The organism is Pseudomonas sivasensis, assembly GCF_013778505.1.
GTDB lineage: Bacteria > Pseudomonadota > Gammaproteobacteria > Pseudomonadales > Pseudomonadaceae > Aquipseudomonas > Aquipseudomonas sivasensis.
This window is the reverse complement of the sequence record NZ_JAAOWU010000001.1, coordinates 175,104-199,660: the sequence shown is the minus strand read 5'-3', so window position 1 is coordinate 199,660 and position 24,557 is coordinate 175,104. Positions and strand designations below refer to the sequence as shown.

The following is a 24,557-nucleotide window of genomic DNA, read 5'->3' as shown; positions in this document are numbered from 1 at the left end:
ATTAGTTGCGCATTTACGCAATCAGGCGTGTAAGCAATCGCCTACTTTTGCGTAAGTGTTTGGGTTTTTTACCTGGCGTGTGCGGCTAAAATCGATGAAGGCATTTTCTATCTGTATGAAATATAAAGATTATTTATCGTCGCCAGAGAGCGATCACGTGTCGGTCGGCGATTTGGATCCCATTGAACTTCCCTTGGAACTCTCTAACATCAGTCCTGTGTCCACGGATTGACACAGCCATTAAGGAACGATGGCTCAGGGAACGTCGCAGGATGCGATTCATCAGGATGATGAAAAGGAATAAAGGGACTAGGGAAAAAATGTGGGCGGGTCATACCGCCCCTTTTTTTTGCCTGCAAAAAAGTAAATGCCTGCTCCAGAATGCAAAAAAGCCCCGGAAAGGGGCTTTTTCAGTTGGGCGGCGGCGCTATTAGCGCTCCAGGTGTTTGATCTTGCCTTTTTTACCATCCCAATCTTCTGCGTCAGGCAGCGAGTCTTTCTTCTCAGTGATGTTCGGCCAGATCTCCGCCAGCTCGACGTTCAACTGAATAAATTCCTGCATATCCGCCGGGACTTCATCCTCGGAGAAGATAGCGACGGCCGGGCATTCTGGTTCACACAGGGCGCAATCAATGCACTCATCCGGGTGGATGACCAGGAAATTCGGGCCTTCGTAGAAGCAGTCCACCGGACACACTTCGACGCAGTCGGTGTACTTGCACTTGATGCAGTTGTCGGTAACGACGAAGGTCATTTCTAATTTTCTCCTCAGGCGGCGGCAGCGAAACCCTGTGTGGCAGGGCTCGCGAGGTTCGGGAGCGATAGTCTGCAGGCCAGGCTAAGAGCCCGCAGCATCCCAAACCGCGCGAGAGTCTACCAGCTTGCAAGCGTCTGCGTTATATCCGAACTTGCAGTGCATATAACATTTCGAGCGCTTTACGCGGTGTTAAGCCGTCCAGGTCAAGCTTGGCCAGCTCATCCAGCACGGGGTGTGGCAGGCTGGCGAACATATCGCTTTGGTGAGGCGCGGAAGGTTTGTTGGCGGTCTTGGCTGGGCTGGTAACCACGGTTTCATGGGGCAGAGCCGTGGTTTCCAGGCGACTGAGGTGTTCACGGGCACGCACGATCACGTCGTTCGGCACTCCGGCCAATTGCGCCACCGCCAGTCCGTAACTTTGGCTGGCGGGCCCAGGCAACACATGATGCAGGAACACGATGCGTTCGTTGTGCTCCGTGGCATTGAGGTGCACGTTGGCCACCAGTGGCTCGCTTTCCGGCAGCACCGTCAGTTCGAAGTAGTGGGTGGCAAACAGTGTGTAAGCCCGCAGATGCGCCAATCGCTCGGCGGCTGCCCATGCCAGGGACAGACCGTCGAAGGTGCTGGTGCCGCGACCCACTTCGTCCATCAGCACCAGGCTGCGTTCGGTGGCGTTGTGCAGGATGTTGGCGGTTTCGCTCATTTCCACCATAAAGGTCGAGCGGCCACCGGCGAGGTCATCGCTGGAGCCGATCCGGGTGAAAATCCGGTCGACCAGGGACAGTTCGCAACTGGCCGCCGGCACGAAGCTGCCAATATGCGCCAGCAACACGATTAAAGCGGTCTGGCGCATGTAGGTCGATTTACCACCCATGTTAGGACCGGTGATCACCAGCATGCGTGTATCGTCGTCCAGGGACAGGTCGTTGGCGACGAACGGCGTGGTCAAGACCTGTTCCACCACCGGATGGCGGCCCTGCACGATGCGCATGCACGGTTCGCTGACAAAGCGTGGGCAGTTGAGATCAAGGTTCAACGCACGTTCGGCAAGGTTGCTCAATACATCCAGCTCCGCCAGGGCGGCGGCAGTGTCCTGCAGCGGCGCCAGTTGGCTGATCAAGTCTTCGAGCAAGGCCTCATAAAGCATTTTCTCGCGAGCCAGGGCACGGCTCTTGGCTGACAGCGCCTTGTCTTCGAACTCTTTGAGTTCCGGTGTGATAAAGCGCTCGGCGCCTTTGAGGGTCTGGCGACGTTGATAATCGATCGGTGCCGACTCGGCCTGCTTGCTTGGTAACTCAATAAAGTAGCCGTGCACGCGGTTGTAGCCGACCTTCAGGTTGGCGAGGCCGGTGCGGGCTTTTTCGCGGGCTTCCAGGTCAATCAGGAACTGCCCGGCGTTTTCGCTCAGGGCTTGCAGTTCATCCAGCTCACTGTCGTAACCGGTCTTCAATACACCACCGTCACGGATGATCGCCGGCGGGTTATCGATGATGGCTTTTTCCAGCAACGCGGCCAGTTCCGGGTAGGTGCCCGCCGTGATTGCGAGCTGTTGCAGGTGCGGCGTGTCCAGCTCGGTCATCGCCACTTGCAACTGCGGCAGGGCGCCAAGGGCGTCGCGCAGGCGTGCCAAGTCACGAGGGCGCGCATTTCGCAGTCCAATCCGTGCCAGGATCCGCTCTATGTCACCGATTTCTTTCAGCTGTGGCTGGAGCTTTTCAAAGCGATAGCCATCCAGCAGGCATGTAATAGAGGTTTGACGCGCTTGCAGCACGCTCAGGTCCCGCAGCGGACGATTCAGCCAGCGTGTCAGAAGGCGGCTGCCCATGGCAGTCTGGCAACGGTCGACCACCGATTGCAGCGTGTTGTCACGCCCGCCGGACAGGTTGGTGTCCAGTTCCAGATTGCGACGGCTGGCACCATCGAGCACCACGGTATCGTCCAGGCGCTCATGGCGCAGGCTGCGCAAATGCGGCAGGGCAGTGCGCTGGGTTTCCTTGGCGTAGCTGAGCAGGCAACCGGCGGCGCCGATGGCCAGGGTCAGGGTTTCGCAGCCGAAGCCTTTCAGGTCTTGTACCGAGAACTGCTGGCACAGGCTTTTGAGCGCCGAATCACGCTCGAAATCCCACGGCGCACGGCGCTTGGTCCCACGACGTTTTTCCGCCGGCAGGTCCTTCGGCCAATCGTCCGGGATCAGCAGTTCCACAGGATTGATGCGCTCCAGTTCCGCCAGCAAGTTCTCCCAGCCCTTGATCTCCAGCACGCTGAAATTGCCGCTGGTGATGTCCAGCACGGAAAGGCCGAACAGCCGTTCATCGCCCAACACCGCAGCGATCAGGTTATCGCGACGCTCATCCAGCAGCGCCTCATCACTCACCGTGCCCGGTGTAATGATGCGCACCACCTGACGCTCTACCGGCCCCTTGCTGGTCGCCGGGTCGCCGATCTGCTCACAGATCACCACCGACTCGCCCAGCTTCACCAGCTTGACCAGATAGCCTTCCAACGAATGGTAAGGAATCCCACACATTGGAATTGACTGTCCCGCCGACTGCCCGCGCGCGGTCAAGGTAATGTCCAGCAACTTGGCGGCCTTCTTCGCGTCTTCGTAGAAGATCTCGTAGAAGTCGCCCATGCGATAGAACATCAACTGATCAGGGTGCTGGTTTTTCAGGCGCCAGTATTGCTGCATCATTGGCGTATGGGAGGACAGATCGGAAGTGTGTTTACTCATCAGATAGTTAGCAAATTCGTTGAAAGGAGTGGGGCAAAGGTGGGGCGCTCGGCCCTGCTGATTTTGCAATGGCCGCAAGGTTAACACGCGAGGTCGGCCCTTCGCAGGTCGCAAACGGCCAGGTAAAACGTAAAAAAGGGGCGGCGCATTTATTTAAATGCACCGCCCCTTTTGCCTTTCGGCCTGTGCTGAATATGGACGCCTCTCTCAGTACGAAACGGCGATAGCCTTGGCCAGTTGCATGTCGGACATAAGCGGCGCGGGGTAGGTCGAATGATAGTACCGAGATGCCCGTTCAAACTCGGCCCCGCGGATTTCGCCGTCCGAACCGATAAACGCAAGGGCGTCGGTTTTCGATGATGTAAAAAGCTTTGGCGCTTCGGTCGTGAGAGAAGTAGTACCTGCAACCAAGATGGTTGGCACGAACGTGGAGTACATCAGCGCTTTATCGAAGGGGTTGGCATTTTCTGCCGCCACTGCCTGATTGCCCATCAGCACCATGACAGCGATTGTCAGCGTTTTCCATGAGTCCATTCGTCGATGTTTCCATTTTGATTTAAGGGCGGGACGATATCAGGGCCGGCCATTCCCCGCGGTCACCTCATCCGGGCGAAGCATAGAAGTGGTTGAGCACTGCCAGCTCAATCCCAGCCACTATTGCGCAGAGCACAACGAAGCCTCGGCTGAAGACCCGCTTACTATTGGATGAGGCTCCTTCTATCCAGTGCGCGTCGGTGTAGCTTGTGAACATCCCAATGAGCGCCAGTAGGGTGCATGTCTGCACCTTGCTCCAGAAGCTCTGATCTCGCCATGAAGTCATCCGTGTTATTCCATATCGCACATTGCCTAGCCAATCTTCGCTTTACTACTGCTCGCTGAGCTGAAGGCTGCAGGCCTGTTCGCCAAGCAGGTAATCGCAGATTTATAAGGTTGGCATCTATAGTCGCAGACAGCCGGAGTTGGATTGTAGGCGCTCATGCTTGGGGATATCTACAAATGGTCAGGTTAAAGGGGAAGTGTATTCTTCAAGAACCTTGTTTATGAGCGAAGAGTCCTCTTTGTGGACTGCCAAAATGTCGTAGTAGTAAATTGTTCGTGTAGAGCGTCCAGTGTTTTGCTGCCAGATGTAGTTTATGAGCTGGACGATAATGCTCATCTCGCCTGTGCGAATGACGATTTCGCCAAAGTTGTCAAAAATCACCCAATCACAATAGCCTGCGTGCTGAAGCGCGCTGAGCGTTTTTAAATAGCCTGCTTTTTGGTATTCGTGATCGTATTGGCATTCAAAGAAAAGAATTGGGTTGTGTTTTTTTATAACTACCATGGAAGAATCAAGTACATCGTAATCGAACCCGTCAACGTCACTTTTCAAGATGCGTATGTTGGATTCATTGGGGATCAGCTCATCCAGTGGCGACGATTTTAGGCCGCCCTCATTTTGTAATATCGCGTGTTTTGTCCCGTTTTGTCCGTCAAGTGAGACGTTGGAGATGTTTTTTCCTACCAGGGCTTTTATTGTAGTGACTTTTAAGTGGTTTATTGAAGTTTTTATTCTTTTGACATTATCTTCTAAGTGCCTGTAAAAAGAATCATCAGCTTCAATGCAGATATAATTAGCAGTGGTGTTCTGTTCAGCCATGCCTGCTAATGAATCTCCGATATTGGCACCTATATCTATGATGGTTTCCGAGTCATTGATATAGCGTGTTAAGTGTGGCAAGAACCTATCATATTTTGGGTGTTGTTTTTGAAAGTCAGGTAACAGGTGGTGTGCCGGCAAGTTTATTGAAAAGCTTCTGTATTTATAGCTTATAGGTAACTTTGAGTATTTTCGAAGTTTTCTGATGATTCTTGATGTTAATTTTGAGATCAAACTTAAATTTCCTTGAGTAGTTTTTATTTTCCTAGCGTGCATTTAGGTATCCATTGACAGATTCTTCCTTTTGTATCTGTTATGCACGACTTGGTATCAAGGATCTTACGTTTAGAAATAGCCTAAGGGAATCCGCTTTCGAGGGCGGAACGATGATGACGGGAGTCTCGCCACTGGGATGAGTCCGTTTAGGCGGTAAAAAGGGTGTCAAATGCATAAAAATGCATCATTTATGCGATTAAGCATTTGCCATTCTCCAAGTCTCCCGTCACTATCCGCGTCATGCAAAAACGCAATGTTTCTATCGTTTTAAGAGAGCTGCTGGACCGCGACCGGATCTCTCCCACGGAGCTTCACCGGCGCACCGGTGTGCCTCAATCCACGTTGTCCCGGATCCTCAGCGGCAAGATCGCTGACCCGTCGGACAAGCACATTTCCCGTATTGCCGAATACTTCCGCATCAGCACCGACCAGCTGCGCGGGCGCGTGGCGGTGGGCGTTTCGCGAGATGACGAGCGAGATCCAATGCATTCGGAACTCAAGGACATTAGCCTTTGGGACGACGACACCCCCGTTAATGAGGACGAGGTGTCGATCCCCTTTCTGCGCGAGGTTGAATTGGCCGCTGGATCAGGAAGATTCGTCATCGAGGAAAGCGAGAAAGCAAGCCTGCGTTTTGGAAAGCGCAGCTTGCGGCATAACGGCGTGCAGTTCGACCAGGCCAAATGCGTAACGGTGCGTGGCAACAGTATGTTGCCGGTATTGCGCGATGGCGCGACGGTCGGGGTGAATGCCGGTAAGAGTGGCATTGGCGATATCGTGGATGGCGACCTGTATGCCATCAATCACAACGGGCAACTGCGGGTTAAACAGCTCTACCGCTTGCCTTCCGGGATTCGTCTGCGCAGCTTTAATCGTGATGAGCATCCTGATGAGGACTACAGTTTCCAGGATATCCAGGATGAGCAGATCAGAATCCTTGGCCACGTGTTCTGGTGGGGCATGTACGCTCGTTAACTCCCTTAAGTAAGACAAAACCCGCCGATGTGCGGGTTTTTTTTCCGTTTGCCAAAAGTCGTCAAGCCCTTTGCCCACGGGGCTATAAATGCATTAGCGCATTCATACTTTGAAAATAAATGCATTAATGCATTGACTGGATATCCATCCAGTCATACTCTTCATCTCAAGCCAGCCAACGAGGTCTGGTGGAGGCGGCAAGGATGCTGCTAAGGAAGACAAGGAAGGCATGCAATATTGGCAAGGACGCCACAAAAGCGATGGCAGGGATGCCAGGCAACACCGGCAAGGACGCCGACGCTTTTTAGTGACATCGCTTCAACAAGACAAGCAGAGATAGGCCGGCCTTAAAGGTTCAGAGAGTTGGCAACTGGTCCGGGTGTGCAGCGTAAAGCCCGAAGCAGTTCTCCCGCAGACATGGATCATGGTCGGAAAAACATCGAGGAAAAATCCGTACCGCGCAAGCAGCGCCGAAGGGTTGAGGAGGTTATTACTGAAAAGCCTGGGCAATCGGGCTTTTTGGAATGCCTACCGACACATGGAGTTACCCGAACGCCGGCACGTTGCCGGCATTGATCAGCCAGGAGGCGTGAAATGACAAACGAGCTGCAAGTGTTGGCGGAAATGCCTATCTGGCTGGTGATCGTACTGGCCCTGATCGGAGGTGTATCCGGCGAAATGTGGCGTGCCGATAAGGAGGGCGCCCGCGGTTGGTCCCTGATGCGGCGCCTGGCGCTGCGGTCCGGCGCGTGCATGGTCTGCGGGGTTTCGGCACTGATGCTGTGCTACGCCGCCGGCATGTCGATCTGGACCGCCGGCGCCATTGGTTGCCTTACCGCCATGGCGGGGGCTGACGTGGCAATCGGGCTTTATGAACGTTGGGCGGCAAAGCGCATCGGGGTCAACGAAGTGCCGCCCTCTGGGCCTGATCAGCATTAACTGTTGCAAGGACGCAATGTAATGACACTTCTCAAAAATACGCCTCAACTGCCTGTGGCGATCGGGGACGCGCTGAAGGGCGCCTTTCCACGGTTGCGTGTAGGCAATCGCCATACCTTGACCGATGCCGAGAATAGGGCGCGCGTGTTGATCAGCGTGGAACGTAATGGCCCCGGTGAGCGTTCTCTTGAGGGGCGCAAGGCACAGGCCTTGTCGGTCTCACTCAGGGCCACGGTTGCGAGCGTGTCGTCGCCCTTTGACGCCTGTGATTTGGCCAGCCAACTGATGGATCTGGCCTTGGATAACCGCTGGGGCTTTGCGCCTGATCAGTGCGACTTGCCTACGTCGATCGTCGCCGCGCCGTCCCCACTCAGTGGTGCCGAAACGGACTACATCAGTTGGACCGTATCCTTCACTCAAACCCTCTACCTCGGCCCTGGTGTCGACATCGCGTCTTTTTCAGGATGAAACTGATGGTGATCACGCTGCCCCAACCCGCTCAAATCGTGCCGGGAGCCCGCCTTGGAGCAGGCATTTCTTTGCCCGTTTCAAGTATGCGCGCCGTCGCCCGCTAGTCTCTCGATTCAGTCTGTCGCTTGCACGGGGTATTTGCTCCTGTAGGGTAGGCCAATGCCCGCTAACTTCTGGAGACGACCGTGAAGGAAATCACTCAATTGGCCGCCGAACTGGGTCGCCGTTTACAGGTGCTCAATGCTCACGTCACCACGGCGGAGTCCTGCACCGGTGGCGGGATTGCGGAAGCTATTACGCGGATCCCCGGGAGTTCGGCGTGGTTCGAGGCCGGATACGTCACTTACTCTAATCGTCAGAAGACCCGGCAGTTGAATGTGCCGGAAACATTGTTTCCGAAAGTGGGCGCCGTCAGCCAGGAAGTGGTGGAGGCCATGGTGCGCGGTGCGCAGGAAAAAAGCCTGTCGCGATTCGCTGTGGCAGTCAGCGGCGTGGCGGGGCCTGACGGCGGTTCGCCGGACAAACCGGTAGGCACTGTCTGGCTGGCCTTTGGTGTGGGTGATGAGGTCACGGCCGAGCTCGCGCACTTCCCGGGCAACCGCGATGAGGTCCGCCGACAAACGGTAAAGGCCGCGCTTGAGGGCTTGTTGCGACGAGCTGCAGCAGAAATAGAAAATCAGGGGTAGGCGATCTCCAATCTTTGTGGAACAATACTGTCTACTTATACAGGTGTTGGCCGCCCCGGCCTTATTGATTACGTGAGGACTTTAATGGACGACAACAAGAAGAAAGCCTTGGCTGCGGCCCTGGGTCAGATCGAACGTCAATTCGGCAAGGGTGCCGTAATGCGTATGGGCGATCACGACCGTCAGGCGATCCCGGCTATCTCCACTGGCTCTCTGGGTCTGGACATCGCACTCGGCATTGGCGGCCTGCCAAAAGGCCGTATCGTTGAAATCTACGGTCCTGAATCTTCCGGTAAAACTACCCTGACCCTGTCGGTGATTGCTCAAGCGCAAAAAATGGGCGCCACCTGCGCGTTCGTCGACGCCGAGCACGCCCTGGACCCTGAATACGCCGGCAAGTTGGGTGTCAATGTTGATGACCTGCTGGTATCTCAGCCGGACACCGGTGAGCAAGCCCTGGAAATCACCGACATGCTGGTGCGCTCCAACGCCATCGACGTGATCGTGGTCGACTCCGTGGCTGCTTTGGTTCCCAAGGCTGAAATCGAAGGCGAAATGGGTGATATGCACGTGGGCTTGCAAGCCCGTCTGATGTCTCAGGCGCTGCGTAAAATCACCGGTAACATCAAGAACGCCAACTGCCTGGTGATCTTCATCAACCAGATCCGTATGAAGATCGGCGTGATGTTCGGTAGCCCGGAAACCACCACCGGTGGTAACGCGTTGAAGTTCTACGCTTCGGTCCGTCTGGACATCCGCCGTACTGGTGCGGTGAAGGAAGGCGACGAGGTTGTCGGTAGCGAAACCCGCGTTAAAGTCGTTAAGAACAAAGTGGCCCCGCCTTTCCGTCAGGCTGAATTCCAGATTTTGTACGGTAAGGGTATTTACCTGAACGGCGAAATGATCGACCTGGGCGTGCTGCACGGTTTCGTCGAGAAGTCCGGTGCATGGTATGCCTACAACGGCAGCAAGATTGGTCAAGGCAAGGCTAACTCGGCCAAGTTCCTGGCAGATAACCCGGATATCGCCGCCACACTTGAGAAGCAGATCCGCGACAAGTTGCTGACTGCAGCTCCCGACGTGAAAGCTGCTGCCAACCGCGAGCCGGTTGCAGAAGTGGAAGAAGCCGACACTGACGTCTGAAGCAAACGATGACTGTTGTGCTGGATACACTCGTCGCCGTTCGGCGCACTGCTATGGACCTGCTCGCTCGACGCGAGCATGGTCGAGTCGAGCTGACGCGCAAACTGCGTCAGCGCGGCGCAGACCCTGAGATGATCGACACGGCCCTTGACCGTTTGACGGAAGAAGGGCTGCTGTCGGAATCCCGTTACCTCGAAAGTTTTGTCTCCTACCGAGCCCGTTCCGGCTATGGCCCTGCGCGTATTCGCGAAGAGCTGAGCCAGCGTGGCCTGCAGCGTACCGATATCGACCTTGCGTTGCGTGAGTGCGGGATTAGTTGGCAGTCGCAGTTGGAAGATACTTGGCGTCGCAAGTTCTCCGGCCATCTGCCTATTGATGCCCGGGAGCGTGCGAAGCAAGGCCGCTTCTTGAGTTACCGCGGGTTTTCGATGGAAATGATCAACCGTTTGTTCAGCGGTCGAGATCTGGACGGCTGAAACTGTGTTGAGCGTGCTTGTCATTTTTGCGGTTTTGTATTGGTGAGCAGGTTTTTTGTGTAGAGCAAGCATGTTGTGGTGAGCGGGCTTGCCCAGCGCTGGGCTGCGCATCAGCCCCAATCACCGCAATCGCTCGCCTCCCATTTCCACTGAAACACCACCAAAAAAGGCTCACTATGAAAATAGTGGGCCTTTTTTTGCTCTAAAAAATCAAGCCGGCTCTGGCGCCACTCGCTGCTGCGTCTTCCCCTGAGCCTGCGCCCAGTTCTCCGGCAAATTGATGTAATCCACCAACTCCCGCAGTCTGCCTTGGTCTCGTCCATTAAAGTTGAACACCAGTCGCGTCAAATGGCTGAACCTCGCTTCATCATGCTCCTCACCGGTATACGCGAGTTGCTGAAACTCGCCGCTTAGCCGCAGGCTGGCAAACTCACTTTGCAAGTGGGCCAGCGCCCGATCACTGAGCGGGTGATTCATACGCACCACAAACTCGCGCTTTAACCAGCGCGTGGAATGGAAATTGGCATAAAACTGATTGATCTCCTCCACTGCTTCTTCAGCGCTGTACACCAGCCGCACCAGCTTGAGGTCGGTAGGCAAGATATAGCGATTGGCTTCCAACTGGCTGCGGATAAAATCCAGGGCGCCTTGCCAAAATCCTCCACCGGGTGCATCCAGTAACACCACCGGTACCAGTGGGCTCTTGCCGGTCTGGATCAGTGTCAGCACTTCCAGTGCTTCATCGAGGGTGCCGAAGCCGCCTGGGCATAGCACCAGTCCATCGGCTTCCTTGACGAAGAACAGTTTGCGGGTAAAAAAGAAGTGAAAGGACAACAGGTTCTCGGTCCCATCAATGGTCGGGTTGGCGTGCTGTTCGAACGGTAAGGTGATATTGAACCCCAGGCTGTGCTCCAGGCCGGCGCCTTCGTGTGCCGCGGCCATGATGCCGCCACCTCCACCGGTAATCACCATCAAGTCCGAGCGCGCCAGTGCTGCGCCTACTTCCCGGGCTAATGCATACAGGGGGCTTTCCACAGGGGTACGTGCCGAGCCAAATACGGTGACCTTGCGTCGGCCCTTGAACTGTTCGAGCACACGGAAGGCGTTGTCCAGTTCACGTATGGCTTGCAAGGTGATCTTGGCATTCCAGCGATTGCGGTCATCCTGTGCCATGCGCAGCACGGTGAGGATCATGTCGCGATACAGAGGGATATTCGGGCTGTCGGGGGCGATCAGTTGGAGTTGGGCTTCGACCTGCTGCGTGAGGTCGGCCCCATTTTTTTCAAAATGCTGGAGCAGGCTGTCATTCGGTTCGTAAGGCATTCAACTTCTCCTTCTTGCAGGGCCGGGTAACCGACGAGATGTTCGCCGGAGGCTACGACACTGCATGTGTCGCTGCTTGCCGCAGGAGGCAACCTTCTTTTGCCCTGAAAATGTTACAGAACAGCATCAGAAATGCTGTGAGCGAGCGGTCGGGATGGCTTGATCATGGGCCGAAAAACCCTTGGCTGGCAACCGCTTATTGGTTGCTCAACAGTGAGTCTAGCCGTCTGAGGGGCGTTGCAGCGGGGGAGTGCGCGCCACTGAATAGCAGCGCGCGAAGGTCAGGTTGAATTACTTCTTCTTCTTCGCCGGAGCCGGGCAATCCGTTTCCACGAACTTTACCGAAGCCACAGGGCGGTTGGTTTTGTTTTCGGTGATTTCATAGCGCATCACGGCGCCTTTGGCCATCAGCTCGCGGTAGCCTTTGTTCAGGCACACGCTTTGCCCCAGTTGGAAATACACAGCCTTGGGGTTGGCGCGCATTTGCTCGGCACGGTCGGACATGACGCTCAGGTGATCGATCAACTGCATGCCTTCAACGGTGTAGGCCACTTCCAGGGTTTTTTCATCGATTTCCCGGGGCAGATCCTTGTTGCTTTCTGCCGCGACGCTTTGCAGTTTCCTGTTCATCTGGGCCTCCAGCAGCGAGGCCGCATGTGCGCCCACAGGCAATACCAGCGCAAGTGCGATGGATGGGACGACAAGGCGCAGCATGGAACGCAGCATGAAACTCTCCTGATTCGGTTACTGGTGCATAGACCAGCCACTGCGCTGTGCGTTCAGTGGCGCGCAATTATAGGTGACCCCTTGCCACTACAGCCAGGCGTATCGCTGGTAAACTGCGGCCATCTCAGCCTTTCACGAGTTCTATCCGTGTCGATTTACCCGTTCCTGCGGCGCATCCGATGAGCCATGCCGTTTCCCGTCTGCGTACCCAGCGTCTGGCGCGCGCCATTAAGCCCTTCGTCAACCGAGGCTCCCGTGCCGAACGCTGCCCTGGCTGCCGGGTGATTCCCGAGTACTGTCTCTGTGCCTGGCGCCCGAAAGTCGAGGCCCGGTCCGCGATGTGCCTGCTGATGCACGATGTTGAACCGATGAAACCCAGTAACACCGGCTGGCTGATCGCCGACGTCATCGACGACACCACTGCCTTCGCTTGGGCTCGCACCGAAGTCGAGCCGGATTTGCTCACCCTGCTCGCTGACCCGCAATGGCAGCCGTATATTGTATTTCCCGGTGAATTTGTGGCGCCGGAACGGGTGGTCAACGAAGTCATCGTGACGCAGGGCAAGCGTCCATTGTTCATCCTGCTCGATGGCACCTGGAGTGAGGCGCGCAAGATGTTCCGCAAAAGCCCGTATCTGGAGCACTTACCCGTTCTGAGCCTGGCGCCCGAGCAGCTCTCACGCTACAAACTGCGCCGCTCCAAACGTGATGATCATTTCTGTACCGCCGAAGTCGCAGCGCTCTGCCTGGAGTTGGCTGGCGATGGGGTTGCCAGCGAAGTGCTGGATGCCTACCTCGATGTGTTCAGCACCCATTACCTGGCCGCCAAGTTCCAGATGCCTTTGGATGCGACCGATGCCGTCCATACCCGTCTTGCGCCCTATATACCCGCGGTATAGCCAGGCGACGTTGGCATGATGGCACTGTAAGCCTGCACCCCGCTAAAATGCCCTCGGGCGTAGTGCTTGACCCCCTAGGCTACGCTGGGCATGCTGGGCGCCGATTGGGGCGCAACCGTGAATTTTCGACGTCGTATCACGTGCTTTTGACGTTGAACGTGCCCTGTGGCGATGGCTGCCTGGCCGTTGCCTTGTGTACTGGCGAACCTTGAACCCATCAAGGCAGCCATAAAAAACAGGATCATTTAATCAATGGCCACATACGAAATCCTGATAGCCGATGACCACCCGCTGTTTCGCAGTGCGCTGCATCAGGCCGTAACGCTGGGCCTTGGCCCGGATGTGCGTCTGGTTGAAGTGGCCAGCATTGCCGAACTGGAAGTCCGCCTCACCGAAAAATCCGACTGGGACTTGGTGCTGCTCGACCTGAACATGCCTGGCGCCTACGGTTTCTCGGGGCTGGTGCTGCTGCGTGGGCAATACCCGCAAATTCCCGTGGTGATGGTCTCGGCGCAGGAAGACGCTGACGTGGTGGTTCGCTCCAAGGAGTTTGGCGCCAGTGGCTTTATCCCCAAGTCCAGCGCCATGGAAGATATCCAGAGCGCCGTACGTAAGGTGCTGGACGGTGATGTGTCCTGGCCGCCGCAAGCGTTTGAAGAAATTAACGTGTCTGACGAAGCCAAGGCTGCCCGTGATGGCTTGGCGAGTCTTACGCCCCAGCAGTTCCGAGTGTTGACCATGGTCTGTGAAGGCCTGTTGAACAAGCAGATTGCCTATGAGCTGAGCGTGTCGGAAGCGACCATCAAGGCCCATGTGACCGCGATCTTCCGGAAGTTGGGGGTGCGCACGCGGACCCAGGCGGCGCTGCTCTTGCAACAACTTGAGTCAATTTCGCAGCATTGAGCTGTTATCGATTCACGCTTTTTTGACTTTGCGTGATCTAGTTTCCCCACTTCTTTGGTTCAGTTGCCTACGTCTATGTCGCCTTTCAAGGGTCAAACCGGTATCAAACGTATCTTCAATGCTGGGGGATATTCCCTGGATGGCCTGCGCGCAGCGTTCACTGGCGAGGCCGCGTTCCGGCAGTTGGTGTTGCTGAATGTCATCCTTGTCCCGCTAAGCTTTTTCCTGAACGTCAGTCGTGTCGAACGGGCGCTGCTGATTGCAGTGTGCCTGCTGGCCTTGATCGTCGAATTGCTCAACTCGGCCGTAGAAGCAGCCATCGACCGCATTTCCCTGGACCGCCATCCACTGTCGAAAAACGCCAAGGACATGGGCAGCGCCGCGCAATTTGTGGCACTGACCATGATTACCCTGGTGTGGGCCGTGATCCTGATCTAACGATCAAGCGATGTTCGGCAGCACGATCTCGTCGCTGCGCTGAACCCCAGCGGTGAATGCGCGGCACAGCTCCAGAAACTCGCGCATCGCCGAGGTCTGGTATTTTTGTTTATGCCAGATGAAGTAAAACTGCCGCGCAAGGTCCAGGTCAGGGGTTTCAACCGGCACCAGGCTGCCACGGCGGAACGCGTCGCGCAGTGCCAAGCGCGAGATGCAGCCAATTCCCAATCCCGACTCCACGGCGCGCTTGATTGCCTCGGTGTGCTCAAGCTCCAAGCGGATGTTCAGCGCGCTGCGGTGATGACGCATGGCCTGGTCGAAGGTCAGGCGTGTGCCTGAGCCCTGTTCGCGCAGAATCCACGCCTCGTGGGTCAGCTCCTCCATGGTGGCCACTCCGCGCTTGGCTAGGTGATGCTGAGGCGCACAAAACACCACCAGCTCATCCTCCACCCAGGTTTGCACCTCGATATCGGGGTGGCTGCAGTCGCCTTCGATTAGACCCAGGTCAATTTCGTAGTGCGCAACCTGATGCACGATATTGGCAGTGTTCTGCACATGCAGCTTTACCTGGCTCTCGGGGTGCTGCTGCATGAAGCTGCCGATCAGCAGGGTGGCCAGGTAATTACCGATGGTCAGGGTCGCGCCGACGGCCAGAGAGCCGAAGCCGGACTTGCCGTTGAGCAGGTCTTCGATCTCCTTGGCTTGGTCCAGCAGCGCTACTGCCTGGGGCAGAAGCTGATGGCCCAGGGCGTTGAGGCTCAGGCGTTTACCGGCGCGGTCGAATAATTGGCAGCTGGATTGACGCTCCAGCTCCGTAATCGAGGTGCTGGCTGCCGATTGAGATAAGGCCAGAAGGCCAGCAGCGCGCGAGACGCTTTCCTGCTGGGCGACGGCGACGAAGACTTGCAGTTGACGGAGAGTAAATCGCATATCTATATAACCGATAACCCTTATCTTAATAATCCAGTTAACAGATATTGTCGCCGCCATTAGAATGCTGTGCAATTGCGCAGCTACATTTGGCGCAGACCCATTTCCAGGAGTTACCCGTACATGAGCAACATGAACCACGAGCGTGTCCTCAGTGTTCATCACTGGAACGACACTCTGTTCAGCTTCAAGTGCACCCGCGATCCGGGCCTGCGCTTCGAGAACGGTCAGTTCGTGATGATCGGCCTGCAACAGCCCAACGGCCGCCCGCTCATGCGCGCTTACTCCATCGCCAGCCCGAACTGGGAAGAGCATCTGGAGTTCTTCAGCATCAAGGTGCCGGATGGCCCGCTGACTTCCCAATTGCAGCACTTGAAGGAAGGCGACGAGATCATCATCAGCAAAAAACCGACAGGTACCTTGGTGCTTGACGATTTGAAGCCAGGCAAACACCTGTACCTGCTCAGCACCGGTACTGGCCTTGCTCCGTTCATGAGCGTGATCCAGGACCCGGAAACCTACGAGCGTTTCGAAAAAGTGATCCTGTGCCACGGCGTGCGTTACGTCAACGAAGTCGCCTACCGCGAGTTCATCACCGAGCACCTGCCGCAGAACGAATTCTTCGGCGAGGCCCTGCGTGACAAGTTGATCTACTACCCTACCGTGACCCGCGAGCCATTCGAAAACGAAGGCCGCCTGACCGATCTGATGCGCAGCGGCAAGCTGTTCAGCGACATCGGTCTGCCGCCGATCAACCCCGAGGATGACCGCGCCATGCTGTGCGGCAGCCCGAGCATGTTGGATGAAACCAGCGAAGTGTTGAACAGCTTCGGCCTGAAAGTTTCTCCGCGCATGCGTGAGCCGGGTGATTACTTGATCGAGCGTGCGTTCGTCGAGAAGTAATCCCGTCAGCCCATGTGCTGACCAAGCAACAAAGAAGATCCAAATGTGGGAGGGGGCTTGCCCCCGATGAGCGAGTGTCAGTTGATACATCTCTGACTGACACACCGCTATCGGGGGCAAGCCCCCTCTCACATTTTGCTTCCGGTTTATTCAGTTGGCTGGGAGTACTTCCAGCACACAAATCATCCCCGCCTCGGGATAGTGCCAGCGCACATCCACGTCCCAGAACTGCGCGCCATATTCGCGCTCAGGCCCAGGCTTTTGGTACGCCGGTCGTGGATCCTGCGCCAAGCACTGATCAATCAACTCCACCAGAGGCTCTCCCAGGCGTTGAGCGTGGTCTTGTGCTTGCAGCAGGGCGGTCTTCAGCCATTGCACGCCAATCAGGTTCGGCGCATCACTGGCGATGCCATTGGTGGCGTCCGCGACACTATCGGCATATGGCACATACGGCTTGATATCCAACACCGGCGTGCCATCGAGCAAATCAATCCCGGAAATCCACAGTCGGCCCGGTTCCACCTTGTCCAGCTTCACCACCGACTGGCCGATGCCATTGGGCCGATGGGTCGCACGGGTGGCAAACACGCCCATGGACGTGTTGCCGCCCAGGCGTGGCGGGCGCACTTTGAGGCGTGGTTTGTCTTCCAGGGCCTGGTGAAACAGGAACAACAGCCACACGTGGCTGACCTGCTCCAGGCCCTGCACTGCTTCACCCTGGTCAAACGGCGCCACCAGTTCCAGCACGCCTCGGGCCGCTGGCGCCAGTTGTGGTTGGCGCGGAATGGCGAACTTCTCCTTAAAGCAGGAGCGTACGAAGCCGACGGGTGAGACCTGATAGCTCATGGCTTACGCACGAACCCGCAGGGTCAGGCCCTTGAGGAAGTTGCGCAGCAACTGGTCGCCACAGGTACGGTAGTTGGTGTGGCCGAACTTGCGGAACAGCGCGCTCAGCTCCGGCTTGGACACCGGAAACTCGGCAGCCTTGAGGATGGCGTGCATATCGTCTTCCTTCAGTTCGAAGGCTACACGCAGCTTTTTCAGGATGATGTTGTTGGTCACCGGGGTTTCGATCGGCTGCGGCGGACGGCTTTCGTCCTTGCCACGCTTGAAGATCACCAGACCATCGAGGAAGTACGCCATGACCTCATCCGGGCAGAACACGAAGCCTTCTTCCTCATCTTTCTTGAGGTAGGTCAGCAGGTCTTCCTTGGTTACGTCCATGCCGCCGAGCTTGATGATCTCGACCATCTTGTTGTCGCTGATGTCGAGCATGTAGCGCACGCTGCGCAGTACGTCGTTGTGAATCATGGTGGGCAGTCCTGGTATTCAACTGAGGACACCGCCCATCAGGCGGTGTCGAGAAAAGGGGAGCGGCTTAGAACTTCTCTTTGCCGGACAAGTAACGCCATTGACCGACCGGCACCTTGCCGATGGACACGCCGCCGATACGGATGCGGCGGATCGCCACGACCTTCAGGCCAACGGCTTCACAGAACAGCGCGATCACGCCTGGCTGCGGGTTTTTCATCGCGAAACGCAGGCGGTTTTCGTTCTGCCAGCTGGCTTTAACTGCTGGCAGCTCCTTGCCCTTGTAGGTAAGACCGTGATTGAGGCGGTTGAGGCCGTGAGCAACCATGTCGCCCTCGACCTCTACCACGTATTCCTGCTCGATCTTGGTGGCATCGGCGGTCAACTTGCGCAGAATCTTCCAGTCCTGGGTAAACACCAACAGGCCGCTGGCCTTGGCTTGCAGGTCGGCGCTGGCGGTCAGGCGCAGGAAGTGACCTTTGAGCGGGCGCTTGCTGAAACGGTGCTCTTCGGAGAGCGTTTCGGCGCTGATCGAGGCCATGGCTGTCTCGGCATCCACGCCAGCGGGGGCGTGCAGCAGGATGGTCACCGGTTCAGGCACTGTCGCCTTGGCGTCCGGGTCGAGTTCGACTTTCTGGGTCGTGACCTTGAACTGCGGCTCGTCGATCACTTCACCGTCCACCGAGACCCAGCCGCCTTCGATAAACAGCTCAGCCTCCCGACGGGAGCAACCGACCAGTTCGATAAGGCGTTTGGAGAGGCGTATGGGGTCAGTCATGACAAGGGCCGTAACAAAAGGGGGCGGCTATTGTACCTGTGTGGGCGCGGTTAATCCCGGCCCCATTTCATTTAGCCCTGACGCTCCTGCTGTTGTAGCTGGTGCAAACGCATATGGAGCAACGGATAAGGTTGGCCCAAGCCATCATGCTCCGTGCGTCCGATCACCTCGAACCCGAGTTTCAAGTAAAACCCCAGGGCCTGTGGGTTCTGTTCGTTGACGTCCAGCGCTTGGGCATTCATGTGCTCGATCGCATACCACAGCAGCTGTCGGCCAAGACCCTGACCACGGTGCTGCGGGTCGATAAACAGCATCTCCACCTTGCCCGCCGCAACCCCGGCAAACCCGGTGATGCGCTGGCGTGAGTCTTTGGTGCAGATCAGCATCACCGAGTCCAGGTAGCGGGTCAGCACCAGCCCCTTGAGCAGTACGATGTAACTCTCGGGTAAAAAGTCATGAGTGGCCCGCACCGAATCCTCCCAGATCCGCGCCAACTCCGCGTAGTCGCTGATTTTAGGTGTATGGATAATCGAATGCTGACGCATGCCCGCTGCCCCTTGCTGTGATCGGTGCTGATGGGCAAAACGATAGACGTAAAAAAGCCCCGCATCTTGTCCAGAAGCAGGGCTTTTTTAAATTTTTACAGCGTTAGTCGCGCTTTTCGGCCCACAGGTCGTATTCGTCGGCGTCGGTCACGGTGCACCAGACCTTGTCGCCCGGCTTTAAACCGCTGGCATCGTCGATAAACACGTTACCGTCGATTTCCGGCGCGTCGAAGAAGCAGCGGCCAACCGCGCCTTGCTCGTCGACTTCGTCGATCAGCACTTCGATTTCCTTGCCGATACGCAATTGCAGGCGCGCCGAGCTGATCGCCTGTTGGTGCGCCATGAAACGCTCCCAACGGTCTTGCTTGACGTCGTCTGGCACCACGGCCAGGTCCAGCAGGTTGGCTGGAGCACCTTCCACCGGGGAGTACTGGAAGCAGCCGACGCGATCCAGTTGGGCTTCGGTCAGCCAGTCCAACAGGTACTGGAAGTCTTCTTCGGTTTCGCCGGGGAAGCCGACGATGAAGGTGGAGCGGATGATCAGCTCCGGGCAGATCTCGCGCCAGTTCTTGATGCGCGCCAGGGTCTTGTCTTCGAAGGCTGGGCGTTTCATCGCCTTCAGGACTTTCGGGCTGGCGTGCTGGAACGGGATGTCCAGGTACGGCAGGATCTTGCCGGCAGCCATCAACGGGATCAGTTCGTCTACGTGCGGGTACGGGTAAACGTAATGCAGGCGCACCCACACGCCCAGGCTGCTGAGGGCTTCGCAGAGTTCGGTCATACGGGTTTTCACCGGCGCGCCGTTCCAGAAACCGGTACGGTATTTCACGTCGACGCCGTAGGCGCTGGTGTCCTGAGAGATCACCAACAGCTCTTTCACGCCGGATTTGACCAGGCGCTGGGCTTCGTCGAGCACGTCACCGACCGGGCGGCTGACCAGCTTGCCCCGCATCGACGGGATGATGCAGAAGCTGCAGCTGTGGTTGCAGCCTTCGGAAATCTTCAGGTACGCATAATGGCGCGGGGTCAACTTGATGCCTTGCGGCGGCACCAGGTCGATCAGCGGGTTGTGATCCTGGCGCGGCGGCACTACTTGGTGCACGGCATTGACCACCTGCTCGTACTGCTGCGGACCGGTCACGGCCAGCACGCTCGGGTGCACGTTGCGGATATTGCCTTCTTCCACACCCATGCAGCCGGTCACGATGACCTTGCCGTTTTCCTTGATGGCTTCGCCGATCACTTCCAGGGACTCTGCCTTGGCCGAGTCGATAAAGCCGCAGGTGTTGACCACCACCACGTCGGCGTCCTGGTAAGTGGACACAACGTCATAGCCTTCCATACGCAGTTGCGTGAGGATGCGCTCGGAGTCGACCAGAGCCTTCGGGCAACCCAGGGAAACAAAGCCAACCTTGGGGTTGGCTTTTGCGATGGTGGTGGACATGTCTAACCTCGGTATTGAATGACGCCGCCAGTCGGGCACGACAAGGCGGTGGACGGGCACTTGGTGTGCCTCTGATCAAAAAGTGCGCAATTCTAGCGATGGGCAGCGCACTTGACCAGCTTTATGCGGGGAAATGCGACGAGTGCTCTTTTGCTGGCCGGCGTGTTCTATAAGTGCCCAACGCTTACCTCAAGCTCACCGACTCATTGAAATCACACCCGTCATGTACTGATTCAAATCGCGCAGATCATTAATCCGCCAAGCGAACGGTGGCAGCTTCACACCGTTCTCTCGCAAGGTTTTTGGAATCAGGTCTCCATTGGGTCGAAGTATTATCGACGACACAATTACGCCCGGATAATCCTTAAGTCGTTTCTTGAACGCGGGTGTGGTGAGGTTTGGTGTCGGAGGGTTGCTCTTACTGGCCAAGGGTCCCGTGCCTTTGATGTCCGCTCCGTGGCACATGGCGCATCGCTGTAGGTAGATATTTTTTCCGTTGAGGTTATCCGCGAAGGACAGTGATGTTTGAGCCAGCGATAACACTGCCAGCGAAGCAATAAATACTCTTCTCATAGACGTCCTTGTTGTATCAGCTGGATCTGAATCGAGGGCAAGTTCAGGGTCTGGCGTTGCTGACGGGCAGGGCACGTCCGACCTCTGTATGTGGCCGATCGCGCACGGCCAGGCAGCGGACCAGTGCTGTATGCATATCTGATCGAAAAGAGCGCGATGCTAGCCACGGGCAATTCACTTGACCAGCTTTATGCAGGGAAATGTGAGGAGCGCTGCGCTATGCTTCGCGCCGTTGCGCACGGGTAAAAACCTTGGGTCAATAAAACGTCTGTTACGAGAAGTAAAACAGCGCATGCTAGGGTCAGCTTAGGCGCGTTGTTTATAAGAGACCTCAGGTCAAAGGGCAGGAGTGGTTGATGGGTCACGCGAGTAGTCAGGCAGCAAGTGCCGAGCATTCAAACACCAAGCCGATCGGCATGCTGGTGGCGGCGGTCGGGGTGGTTTACGGCGATATCGGGACCAGTCCGCTCTACACCCTCAAAGAGGTGTTCACCGGGGGGTATGGGGTTCAGGTCAACCATGACGGTGTCTTGGGGATCCTGGCGCTGATCTTCTGGTCGCTGATCTGGGTCGTTTCGATCAAATACATGCTGTTCGTGCTGCGCGCCGACAACCAGGGCGAAGGCGGCATCATGGCCCTGACCGCATTGGCACGTCGGGCAGCGGGGGAACGTAAAAAACTGCGCAGTTTCCTGGTCGTGTGTGGCCTGTGCGGGGCGGCGCTGTTCTACGGTGACAGCATGATCACCCCGGCGATTTCGGTGTTGTCAGCAGTAGAAGGCCTGGAGCTGGCGTTCGACGGCCTGGAAAAATGGGTTGTGCCGATTGCGTTGGTGGTGCTGGTGGCGCTGTTTCTGATCCAGAAACACGGTACCGATCGCATCGGCAAGCTGTTCGGGCCGGTGATGGTGACCTGGTTCCTGGTGCTGGGCGGGCTGGGTATCTATGGCATCAGCCAGCATCCCGAAGTGCTCAAGGCATTGAACCCGATGTGGGCCGTGCGTTTCTTCGAGGCTCATCCAGGCATTGGCGTTGCCATCCTGGGTGCCGTGGTGCTGGCACTGACGGGCGCCGAAGCGCTGTACGCCGACATGGGCCATTTCGGCCGCAAGCCCATCGCCCGCGCCTGGTTCATCCTGGTGTTGCCGGCACTGGTGCTCAACTATTTCGGCCAGGGCGCCATGCTGCTGGGCGATCCTGAAGCCGCGCGCAACCCGTTCTATCTGCTGGCGCCGAGCTGGGCGCTGATCCCGCTGGTGGTTCTGTCGACCCTGGCGACGGTGATTGCTTCCCAGGCGGTGATTTCCGGCGCGTTCTCCTTGACTCGCCAGGCGATCCAACTGGGTTACATCCCGCGCATGCACATTCAACACACCTCCAGTGCCGAACAGGGCCAGATCTATATCGGCGCGGTGAACTGGTCGCTGATGGTCGGCGTGATCCTGCTGGTGCTGGGCTTCGAGTCCTCAAACGCACTGGCCTCGGCCTATGGTGTGGCGGTGACGGGCACCATGTTGATGACCACCATCCTCGTCTCGGCGGTGATGTTGCTGTTGTGGAAATGGCCCCCAGTGCTGGCCGTGCCGGTACTGCTCTGCTGCCTGTTGGTGGATGGGCTGTATTTCGCGGCCAACGTACCGAAAATCATCCAGGGCGGCGCCTTCCCGGTGATCGCGGGGATCGTGCTGTTCGTGTTGATGACCACCTGGAAGCGCGGCAAGCAATTACTGGTGGAACGTCTCGACGAAGGCGGCCTGCCGCTGCCGATCTTTATCAGCAGTATTCGCGTGCAGCCGCCCCATCGGGTTCAGGGCACGGCGGTGTTCCTGACCGCGCGGCCCGATGCCGTGCCCCATGCGCTGTTGCACAACCTGCTGCATAACCAGGTATTGCACGAGCAAGTGGTGCTGCTGACGGTGGTCTATGAAGACATCCCGCGCGTCCCGGCGTCGCGGCGTTTCGAGGTGGATTCCTACGGGGAAGGGTTCTTCCGCGTGATCCTGCACTTCGGCTTCACCGACGAGCCGGATGTGCCCGAAGCGCTGAAGTTGTGCCACTTGGATGATCTGGATTTCAGCCCAATGCGCACCACCTACTTCCTCAGTCGCGAGACGGTGATTGCCTCGAAAATCGAAGGCATGGCGCGCTGGCGCGAAGCCTTGTTTGCATTCATGTTGAAGAATGCCAACGGCAACCTGCGCTTCTTCAAACTTCCGGTAAACCGGGTGATCGAGCTGGGCACCCAGGTCGAGATGTAAGTATCTGCTGCACGGGAGCCGGCAATCGGCTCCCGCTTTCCGTCTGAACCCTGTGCAATCGATCGTTGTCGACTAGGCTCTAAGCACTGTTGAACAGTGCCCATAGAACCCAGAAGAGGTGCGCCATGAGTCAGCTGCTCGAACCCTATACCCTGCGCCAATTGACCCTCCTGAACCGCATTGCCGTCTCGCCGATGTGCCAATACTCCAGTGACGATGGACTGGCCAATGACTGGCATCTGGTGCACCTCGGCAGTCGTGCCGTCGGCGGCGCCGGGCTGATTTTCACCGAGGCCACCGCCGTGACTGCCGATGGCCGCATCACGGCACAGGACTTGGGCTTGTGGAACGACCAACAGATCGAACCGCTGCAACGCATCACCCGTTTTATCGCCGCCCAGGGCGCGGTGGCTGGCATCCAACTGGCCCACGCCGGGCGCAAGGCCAGCACCCATCGGCCGTGGATCGGCAAGCATGGCAGCGTCAAGCCGGAGGACGGTGGTTGGGTACCGGTAGGCCCATCGCCGATTGCCTTTGACCCTCAACACACCCAACCGCGGCAACTGGACGAAGCGCAGATCCAGCAAGTGATCGCTGACTTCGTCGCCGCTGCCAAACGTGCGCTCACCGCGGGTTTCGAGGTGGTGGAAATTCACGCGGCTCACGGTTATCTGTTGCACCAATTCCTGTCACCCATCAGCAATCAGCGGCAGGACCAATACGGCGGCTCCTTTGAAAACCGTATCCGGCTGGTGCTTCAGGTGACCAAGGCCGTGCGCGAAGTCTGGCCCCAGGAGTTGCCGCTGTTCGTACGGGTGTCGGCCACCGACTGGGTGGAGGACGGCTGGAACCCTGATGAAACCGTGGAACTGGCACGCCGCCTCAAAGACCTGGGCGTGGACCTGATCGACGTATCCTCCGGTGGCACCGCCGCCAATGCCGAGATCCCCACCGGGCCGGGCTACCAGACGCGCTTCGCCGAGCGCGTGCGCAAGGAGTCTGGCATCGCCACGGGGACCGTGGGCATGATCACCGAACCGGCTCAGGCCGAGCACATCCTGCGCACTTGCCAGGCCGATATCATCTTCCTGGCTCGTGAACTGCTGCGCGATCCGTACTGGCCGTTGCACGCCGACGATGACTTGGGCGGGCGCAAAGCAATCTGGCCGGCTCAGTACCAACGCGCGACCCATCGGGATCAACCGATTCATGAGTCTGACTTGAGGGATTGATCCTTCGCTGGCTCCATCTAAACCCACCCTGAGCCGGTGGGTTTTTTTTGCCTGTTGCTGTGGGATGGCGCTGTAGGTATTTGTTACCGAAGTAATTTTTTAAGTGAATACTCTAAAAAAATCCCACACGTAACGAGATTGTTTCTACGCTTAGGGTAAGACCGATTTCTGGCCCAGGGAGTCAGTCTGTTTGTCCACGGA

Annotated in this window: 25 protein-coding genes; 12 read left to right on the top strand and 13 right to left on the bottom strand. The window is 57.2% G+C overall.

Going from position 1 to position 24,557, the window contains the following annotated elements:
* Nucleotides 1-430 precede the first annotated feature (430 nt).
* From fdxA to G9Q84_RS00905, 4 genes are all read right to left on the bottom strand, one after another.
* A complete protein-coding gene (fdxA, locus tag G9Q84_RS00920; RefSeq protein ID WP_095183956.1) occupies nucleotides 431-754 on the bottom strand; it encodes a ferredoxin FdxA in 324 nt (107 codons plus the stop codon).
* A 142-nt stretch (nucleotides 755-896) separates the two neighbouring features.
* Nucleotides 897-3,488 carry a DNA mismatch repair protein MutS gene (gene mutS, locus G9Q84_RS00915; RefSeq protein WP_181642750.1) on the bottom strand — a complete coding sequence of 864 codons (2,592 nt, stop codon included), beginning with the start codon at nucleotides 3,486-3,488 and terminating at the stop codon, nucleotides 897-899.
* A gap of 207 nt (nucleotides 3,489-3,695) precedes the next feature.
* On the bottom strand, nucleotides 3,696-4,022 hold the full coding sequence (locus G9Q84_RS00910; protein WP_032891774.1) for a DUF2388 domain-containing protein: 327 nt from the start codon (nucleotides 4,020-4,022) through the stop codon (nucleotides 3,696-3,698).
* A 466-nt stretch (nucleotides 4,023-4,488) separates the two neighbouring features.
* Nucleotides 4,489-5,403: an FkbM family methyltransferase gene (locus G9Q84_RS00905; RefSeq protein WP_181642749.1), complete on the bottom strand. Its 915-nt coding sequence runs from the start codon at nucleotides 5,401-5,403 to the stop codon at nucleotides 4,489-4,491.
* A 240-nt stretch (nucleotides 5,404-5,643) separates the two neighbouring features.
* On the opposite strand from G9Q84_RS00905, the gene G9Q84_RS00900 reads away from it, so the two are divergent.
* From G9Q84_RS00900 to recX, 6 genes are all read left to right on the top strand, one after another.
* A complete protein-coding gene (locus tag G9Q84_RS00900) occupies nucleotides 5,644-6,378 on the top strand; it encodes a LexA family transcriptional regulator (RefSeq protein WP_095184318.1) in 735 nt (244 codons plus the stop codon).
* A 594-nt stretch (nucleotides 6,379-6,972) separates the two neighbouring features.
* Nucleotides 6,973-7,317, top strand: a complete 345-nt coding sequence (locus tag G9Q84_RS00895) for a phage holin family protein (protein ID WP_032891769.1) — start codon at nucleotides 6,973-6,975, stop codon at nucleotides 7,315-7,317.
* A 21-nt stretch (nucleotides 7,318-7,338) separates the two neighbouring features.
* Nucleotides 7,339-7,785 carry a hypothetical protein gene (locus G9Q84_RS00890; protein WP_242461382.1) on the top strand — a complete coding sequence of 149 codons (447 nt, stop codon included), beginning with the start codon at nucleotides 7,339-7,341 and terminating at the stop codon, nucleotides 7,783-7,785.
* Nucleotides 7,786-7,973: 188 nt separating this feature from the next.
* Nucleotides 7,974-8,474 carry a CinA family protein gene (locus G9Q84_RS00885; protein ID WP_032891768.1) on the top strand — a complete coding sequence of 167 codons (501 nt, stop codon included), beginning with the start codon at nucleotides 7,974-7,976 and terminating at the stop codon, nucleotides 8,472-8,474.
* 84 nt (nucleotides 8,475-8,558) lie between these two features.
* Entirely contained in the window at nucleotides 8,559-9,617 is a 1,059-nt protein-coding gene (gene recA, locus G9Q84_RS00880) for a recombinase RecA (protein ID WP_032891767.1), read from the top strand.
* Nucleotides 9,618-9,625: 8 nt separating this feature from the next.
* A complete protein-coding gene (gene recX / locus G9Q84_RS00875) occupies nucleotides 9,626-10,093 on the top strand; it encodes a recombination regulator RecX (protein ID WP_181642748.1) in 468 nt (155 codons plus the stop codon).
* Between the two features lie 210 nt (nucleotides 10,094-10,303).
* Here recX and G9Q84_RS00870 read toward each other — a convergent pair whose 3' ends face one another.
* Nucleotides 10,304-11,416, bottom strand: coding sequence for an LOG family protein (locus tag G9Q84_RS00870; protein WP_181642747.1), 1,113 nt, complete (start codon nucleotides 11,414-11,416; stop codon nucleotides 10,304-10,306).
* 291 nt (nucleotides 11,417-11,707) lie between these two features.
* Nucleotides 11,708-12,142, bottom strand: a complete 435-nt coding sequence (locus G9Q84_RS00865; RefSeq protein ID WP_032891764.1) for a PA3611 family quorum-sensing-regulated virulence factor — start codon at nucleotides 12,140-12,142, stop codon at nucleotides 11,708-11,710.
* Between the two features lie 179 nt (nucleotides 12,143-12,321).
* Here G9Q84_RS00865 and G9Q84_RS00860 point away from each other — a divergent pair, with 179 nt between their 5' ends.
* The 3 genes from G9Q84_RS00860 (at nucleotide 12,322) to G9Q84_RS00850 (ending at nucleotide 14,382) form a co-directional block, all read left to right on the top strand.
* The gene (locus G9Q84_RS00860; RefSeq protein ID WP_032891762.1) at nucleotides 12,322-13,041 is read left to right on the top strand and encodes a tRNA-uridine aminocarboxypropyltransferase; all 720 of its coding nucleotides are present in this window, start codon (nucleotides 12,322-12,324) and stop codon (nucleotides 13,039-13,041) included.
* A gap of 252 nt (nucleotides 13,042-13,293) precedes the next feature.
* On the top strand, nucleotides 13,294-13,944 hold the full coding sequence (gene erdR, locus G9Q84_RS00855; RefSeq protein ID WP_032891760.1) for a response regulator transcription factor ErdR: 651 nt from the start codon (nucleotides 13,294-13,296) through the stop codon (nucleotides 13,942-13,944).
* Between the two features lie 75 nt (nucleotides 13,945-14,019).
* Entirely contained in the window at nucleotides 14,020-14,382 is a 363-nt protein-coding gene (locus G9Q84_RS00850) for a diacylglycerol kinase (RefSeq protein ID WP_032891758.1), read from the top strand.
* 3 nt (nucleotides 14,383-14,385) lie between these two features.
* Here the strand turns inward: G9Q84_RS00850 and G9Q84_RS00845 are convergent, their stop codons facing one another.
* Nucleotides 14,386-15,312 carry a LysR family transcriptional regulator gene (locus G9Q84_RS00845; protein WP_026013711.1) on the bottom strand — a complete coding sequence of 309 codons (927 nt, stop codon included), beginning with the start codon at nucleotides 15,310-15,312 and terminating at the stop codon, nucleotides 14,386-14,388.
* 123 nt (nucleotides 15,313-15,435) lie between these two features.
* Between G9Q84_RS00845 and fpr the strand changes: the two genes are divergently transcribed.
* Nucleotides 15,436-16,215, top strand: coding sequence for a ferredoxin-NADP reductase (gene fpr, locus G9Q84_RS00840; protein WP_003189055.1), 780 nt, complete (start codon nucleotides 15,436-15,438; stop codon nucleotides 16,213-16,215).
* Between the two features lie 150 nt (nucleotides 16,216-16,365).
* Here fpr and tsaA read toward each other — a convergent pair whose 3' ends face one another.
* The 6 genes from tsaA to G9Q84_RS00810 all read right to left on the bottom strand — a co-directional run bounded on the left by tsaA (nucleotide 16,366) and on the right by G9Q84_RS00810 (nucleotide 20,866).
* Complete coding sequence (tsaA, locus tag G9Q84_RS00835) at nucleotides 16,366-17,061, bottom strand: tRNA (N6-threonylcarbamoyladenosine(37)-N6)-methyltransferase TrmO (RefSeq protein WP_032891757.1); 696 nt, start codon at nucleotides 17,059-17,061, stop codon at nucleotides 16,366-16,368.
* 3 nt (nucleotides 17,062-17,064) lie between these two features.
* Entirely contained in the window at nucleotides 17,065-17,526 is a 462-nt protein-coding gene (locus G9Q84_RS00830; protein ID WP_032891756.1) for a YehS family protein, read from the bottom strand.
* 67 nt (nucleotides 17,527-17,593) lie between these two features.
* The gene (locus G9Q84_RS00825) at nucleotides 17,594-18,304 is read right to left on the bottom strand and encodes an rRNA pseudouridine synthase (RefSeq protein WP_032891755.1); all 711 of its coding nucleotides are present in this window, start codon (nucleotides 18,302-18,304) and stop codon (nucleotides 17,594-17,596) included.
* 71 nt (nucleotides 18,305-18,375) lie between these two features.
* Nucleotides 18,376-18,849 carry a GNAT family N-acetyltransferase gene (locus G9Q84_RS00820; RefSeq protein ID WP_032891753.1) on the bottom strand — a complete coding sequence of 158 codons (474 nt, stop codon included), beginning with the start codon at nucleotides 18,847-18,849 and terminating at the stop codon, nucleotides 18,376-18,378.
* A gap of 103 nt (nucleotides 18,850-18,952) precedes the next feature.
* Nucleotides 18,953-20,293 (bottom strand): 30S ribosomal protein S12 methylthiotransferase RimO, encoded by a 1,341-nt coding sequence (gene rimO, locus G9Q84_RS00815; RefSeq protein WP_046384502.1) that lies wholly within the window; start codon nucleotides 20,291-20,293, stop codon nucleotides 18,953-18,955.
* A gap of 195 nt (nucleotides 20,294-20,488) precedes the next feature.
* Nucleotides 20,489-20,866, bottom strand: coding sequence for a c-type cytochrome (locus G9Q84_RS00810; RefSeq protein ID WP_095183977.1), 378 nt, complete (start codon nucleotides 20,864-20,866; stop codon nucleotides 20,489-20,491).
* A 356-nt stretch (nucleotides 20,867-21,222) separates the two neighbouring features.
* On the opposite strand from G9Q84_RS00810, the gene G9Q84_RS00805 reads away from it, so the two are divergent.
* Nucleotides 21,223-23,124 (top strand): potassium transporter Kup, encoded by a 1,902-nt coding sequence (locus G9Q84_RS00805; RefSeq protein WP_032891749.1) that lies wholly within the window; start codon nucleotides 21,223-21,225, stop codon nucleotides 23,122-23,124.
* 125 nt (nucleotides 23,125-23,249) lie between these two features.
* The gene (locus tag G9Q84_RS00800; RefSeq protein WP_032891746.1) at nucleotides 23,250-24,356 is read left to right on the top strand and encodes an NADH:flavin oxidoreductase/NADH oxidase; all 1,107 of its coding nucleotides are present in this window, start codon (nucleotides 23,250-23,252) and stop codon (nucleotides 24,354-24,356) included.
* Nucleotides 24,357-24,557 lie beyond the last annotated feature (201 nt).

Excerpts from the sequence above, each read along its gene's own strand:
- G9Q84_RS00820 (WP_032891753.1), bottom strand. The coding sequence starts at position 18,849 with ATGCGTCAGCATTCGATTATCCATACACCTAAAATCAGCGACTACGCG.
- G9Q84_RS00810 (WP_095183977.1), bottom strand. The coding sequence starts at position 20,866 with ATGAGAAGAGTATTTATTGCTTCGCTGGCAGTGTTATCGCTGGCTCAA.
- G9Q84_RS00910 (WP_032891774.1), bottom strand. The coding sequence starts at position 4,022 with ATGGACTCATGGAAAACGCTGACAATCGCTGTCATGGTGCTGATGGGC.
- fdxA (WP_095183956.1), bottom strand. The coding sequence starts at position 754 with ATGACCTTCGTCGTTACCGACAACTGCATCAAGTGCAAGTACACCGAC.
- G9Q84_RS00905 (WP_181642749.1), bottom strand. The coding sequence starts at position 5,403 with ATGCACGCTAGGAAAATAAAAACTACTCAAGGAAATTTAAGTTTGATC.
- rimO (WP_046384502.1), bottom strand. The coding sequence starts at position 20,293 with ATGTCCACCACCATCGCAAAAGCCAACCCCAAGGTTGGCTTTGTTTCC.
- G9Q84_RS00865 (WP_032891764.1), bottom strand. The coding sequence starts at position 12,142 with ATGCTGCGTTCCATGCTGCGCCTTGTCGTCCCATCCATCGCACTTGCG.
- G9Q84_RS00860 (WP_032891762.1), top strand. The coding sequence starts at position 12,322 with ATGAGCCATGCCGTTTCCCGTCTGCGTACCCAGCGTCTGGCGCGCGCC.
- recX (WP_181642748.1), top strand. The coding sequence starts at position 9,626 with ATGACTGTTGTGCTGGATACACTCGTCGCCGTTCGGCGCACTGCTATG.
- tsaA (WP_032891757.1), bottom strand. The coding sequence starts at position 17,061 with ATGAGCTATCAGGTCTCACCCGTCGGCTTCGTACGCTCCTGCTTTAAG.
- G9Q84_RS00830 (WP_032891756.1), bottom strand. The coding sequence starts at position 17,526 with ATGATTCACAACGACGTACTGCGCAGCGTGCGCTACATGCTCGACATC.
- G9Q84_RS00850 (WP_032891758.1), top strand. The coding sequence starts at position 14,020 with ATGTCGCCTTTCAAGGGTCAAACCGGTATCAAACGTATCTTCAATGCT.
- fpr (WP_003189055.1), top strand. The coding sequence starts at position 15,436 with ATGAGCAACATGAACCACGAGCGTGTCCTCAGTGTTCATCACTGGAAC.
- G9Q84_RS00845 (WP_026013711.1), bottom strand. The coding sequence starts at position 15,312 with ATGCGATTTACTCTCCGTCAACTGCAAGTCTTCGTCGCCGTCGCCCAG.
- recA (WP_032891767.1), top strand. The coding sequence starts at position 8,559 with ATGGACGACAACAAGAAGAAAGCCTTGGCTGCGGCCCTGGGTCAGATC.
- G9Q84_RS00900 (WP_095184318.1), top strand. The coding sequence starts at position 5,644 with ATGCAAAAACGCAATGTTTCTATCGTTTTAAGAGAGCTGCTGGACCGC.
- mutS (WP_181642750.1), bottom strand. The coding sequence starts at position 3,488 with ATGAGTAAACACACTTCCGATCTGTCCTCCCATACGCCAATGATGCAG.
- G9Q84_RS00895 (WP_032891769.1), top strand. The coding sequence starts at position 6,973 with ATGACAAACGAGCTGCAAGTGTTGGCGGAAATGCCTATCTGGCTGGTG.
- G9Q84_RS00870 (WP_181642747.1), bottom strand. The coding sequence starts at position 11,416 with ATGCCTTACGAACCGAATGACAGCCTGCTCCAGCATTTTGAAAAAAAT.
- erdR (WP_032891760.1), top strand. The coding sequence starts at position 13,294 with ATGGCCACATACGAAATCCTGATAGCCGATGACCACCCGCTGTTTCGC.
- G9Q84_RS00805 (WP_032891749.1), top strand. The coding sequence starts at position 21,223 with ATGGGTCACGCGAGTAGTCAGGCAGCAAGTGCCGAGCATTCAAACACC.
- G9Q84_RS00800 (WP_032891746.1), top strand. The coding sequence starts at position 23,250 with ATGAGTCAGCTGCTCGAACCCTATACCCTGCGCCAATTGACCCTCCTG.
- G9Q84_RS00825 (WP_032891755.1), bottom strand. The coding sequence starts at position 18,304 with ATGACTGACCCCATACGCCTCTCCAAACGCCTTATCGAACTGGTCGGT.
- G9Q84_RS00890 (WP_242461382.1), top strand. The coding sequence starts at position 7,339 with ATGACACTTCTCAAAAATACGCCTCAACTGCCTGTGGCGATCGGGGAC.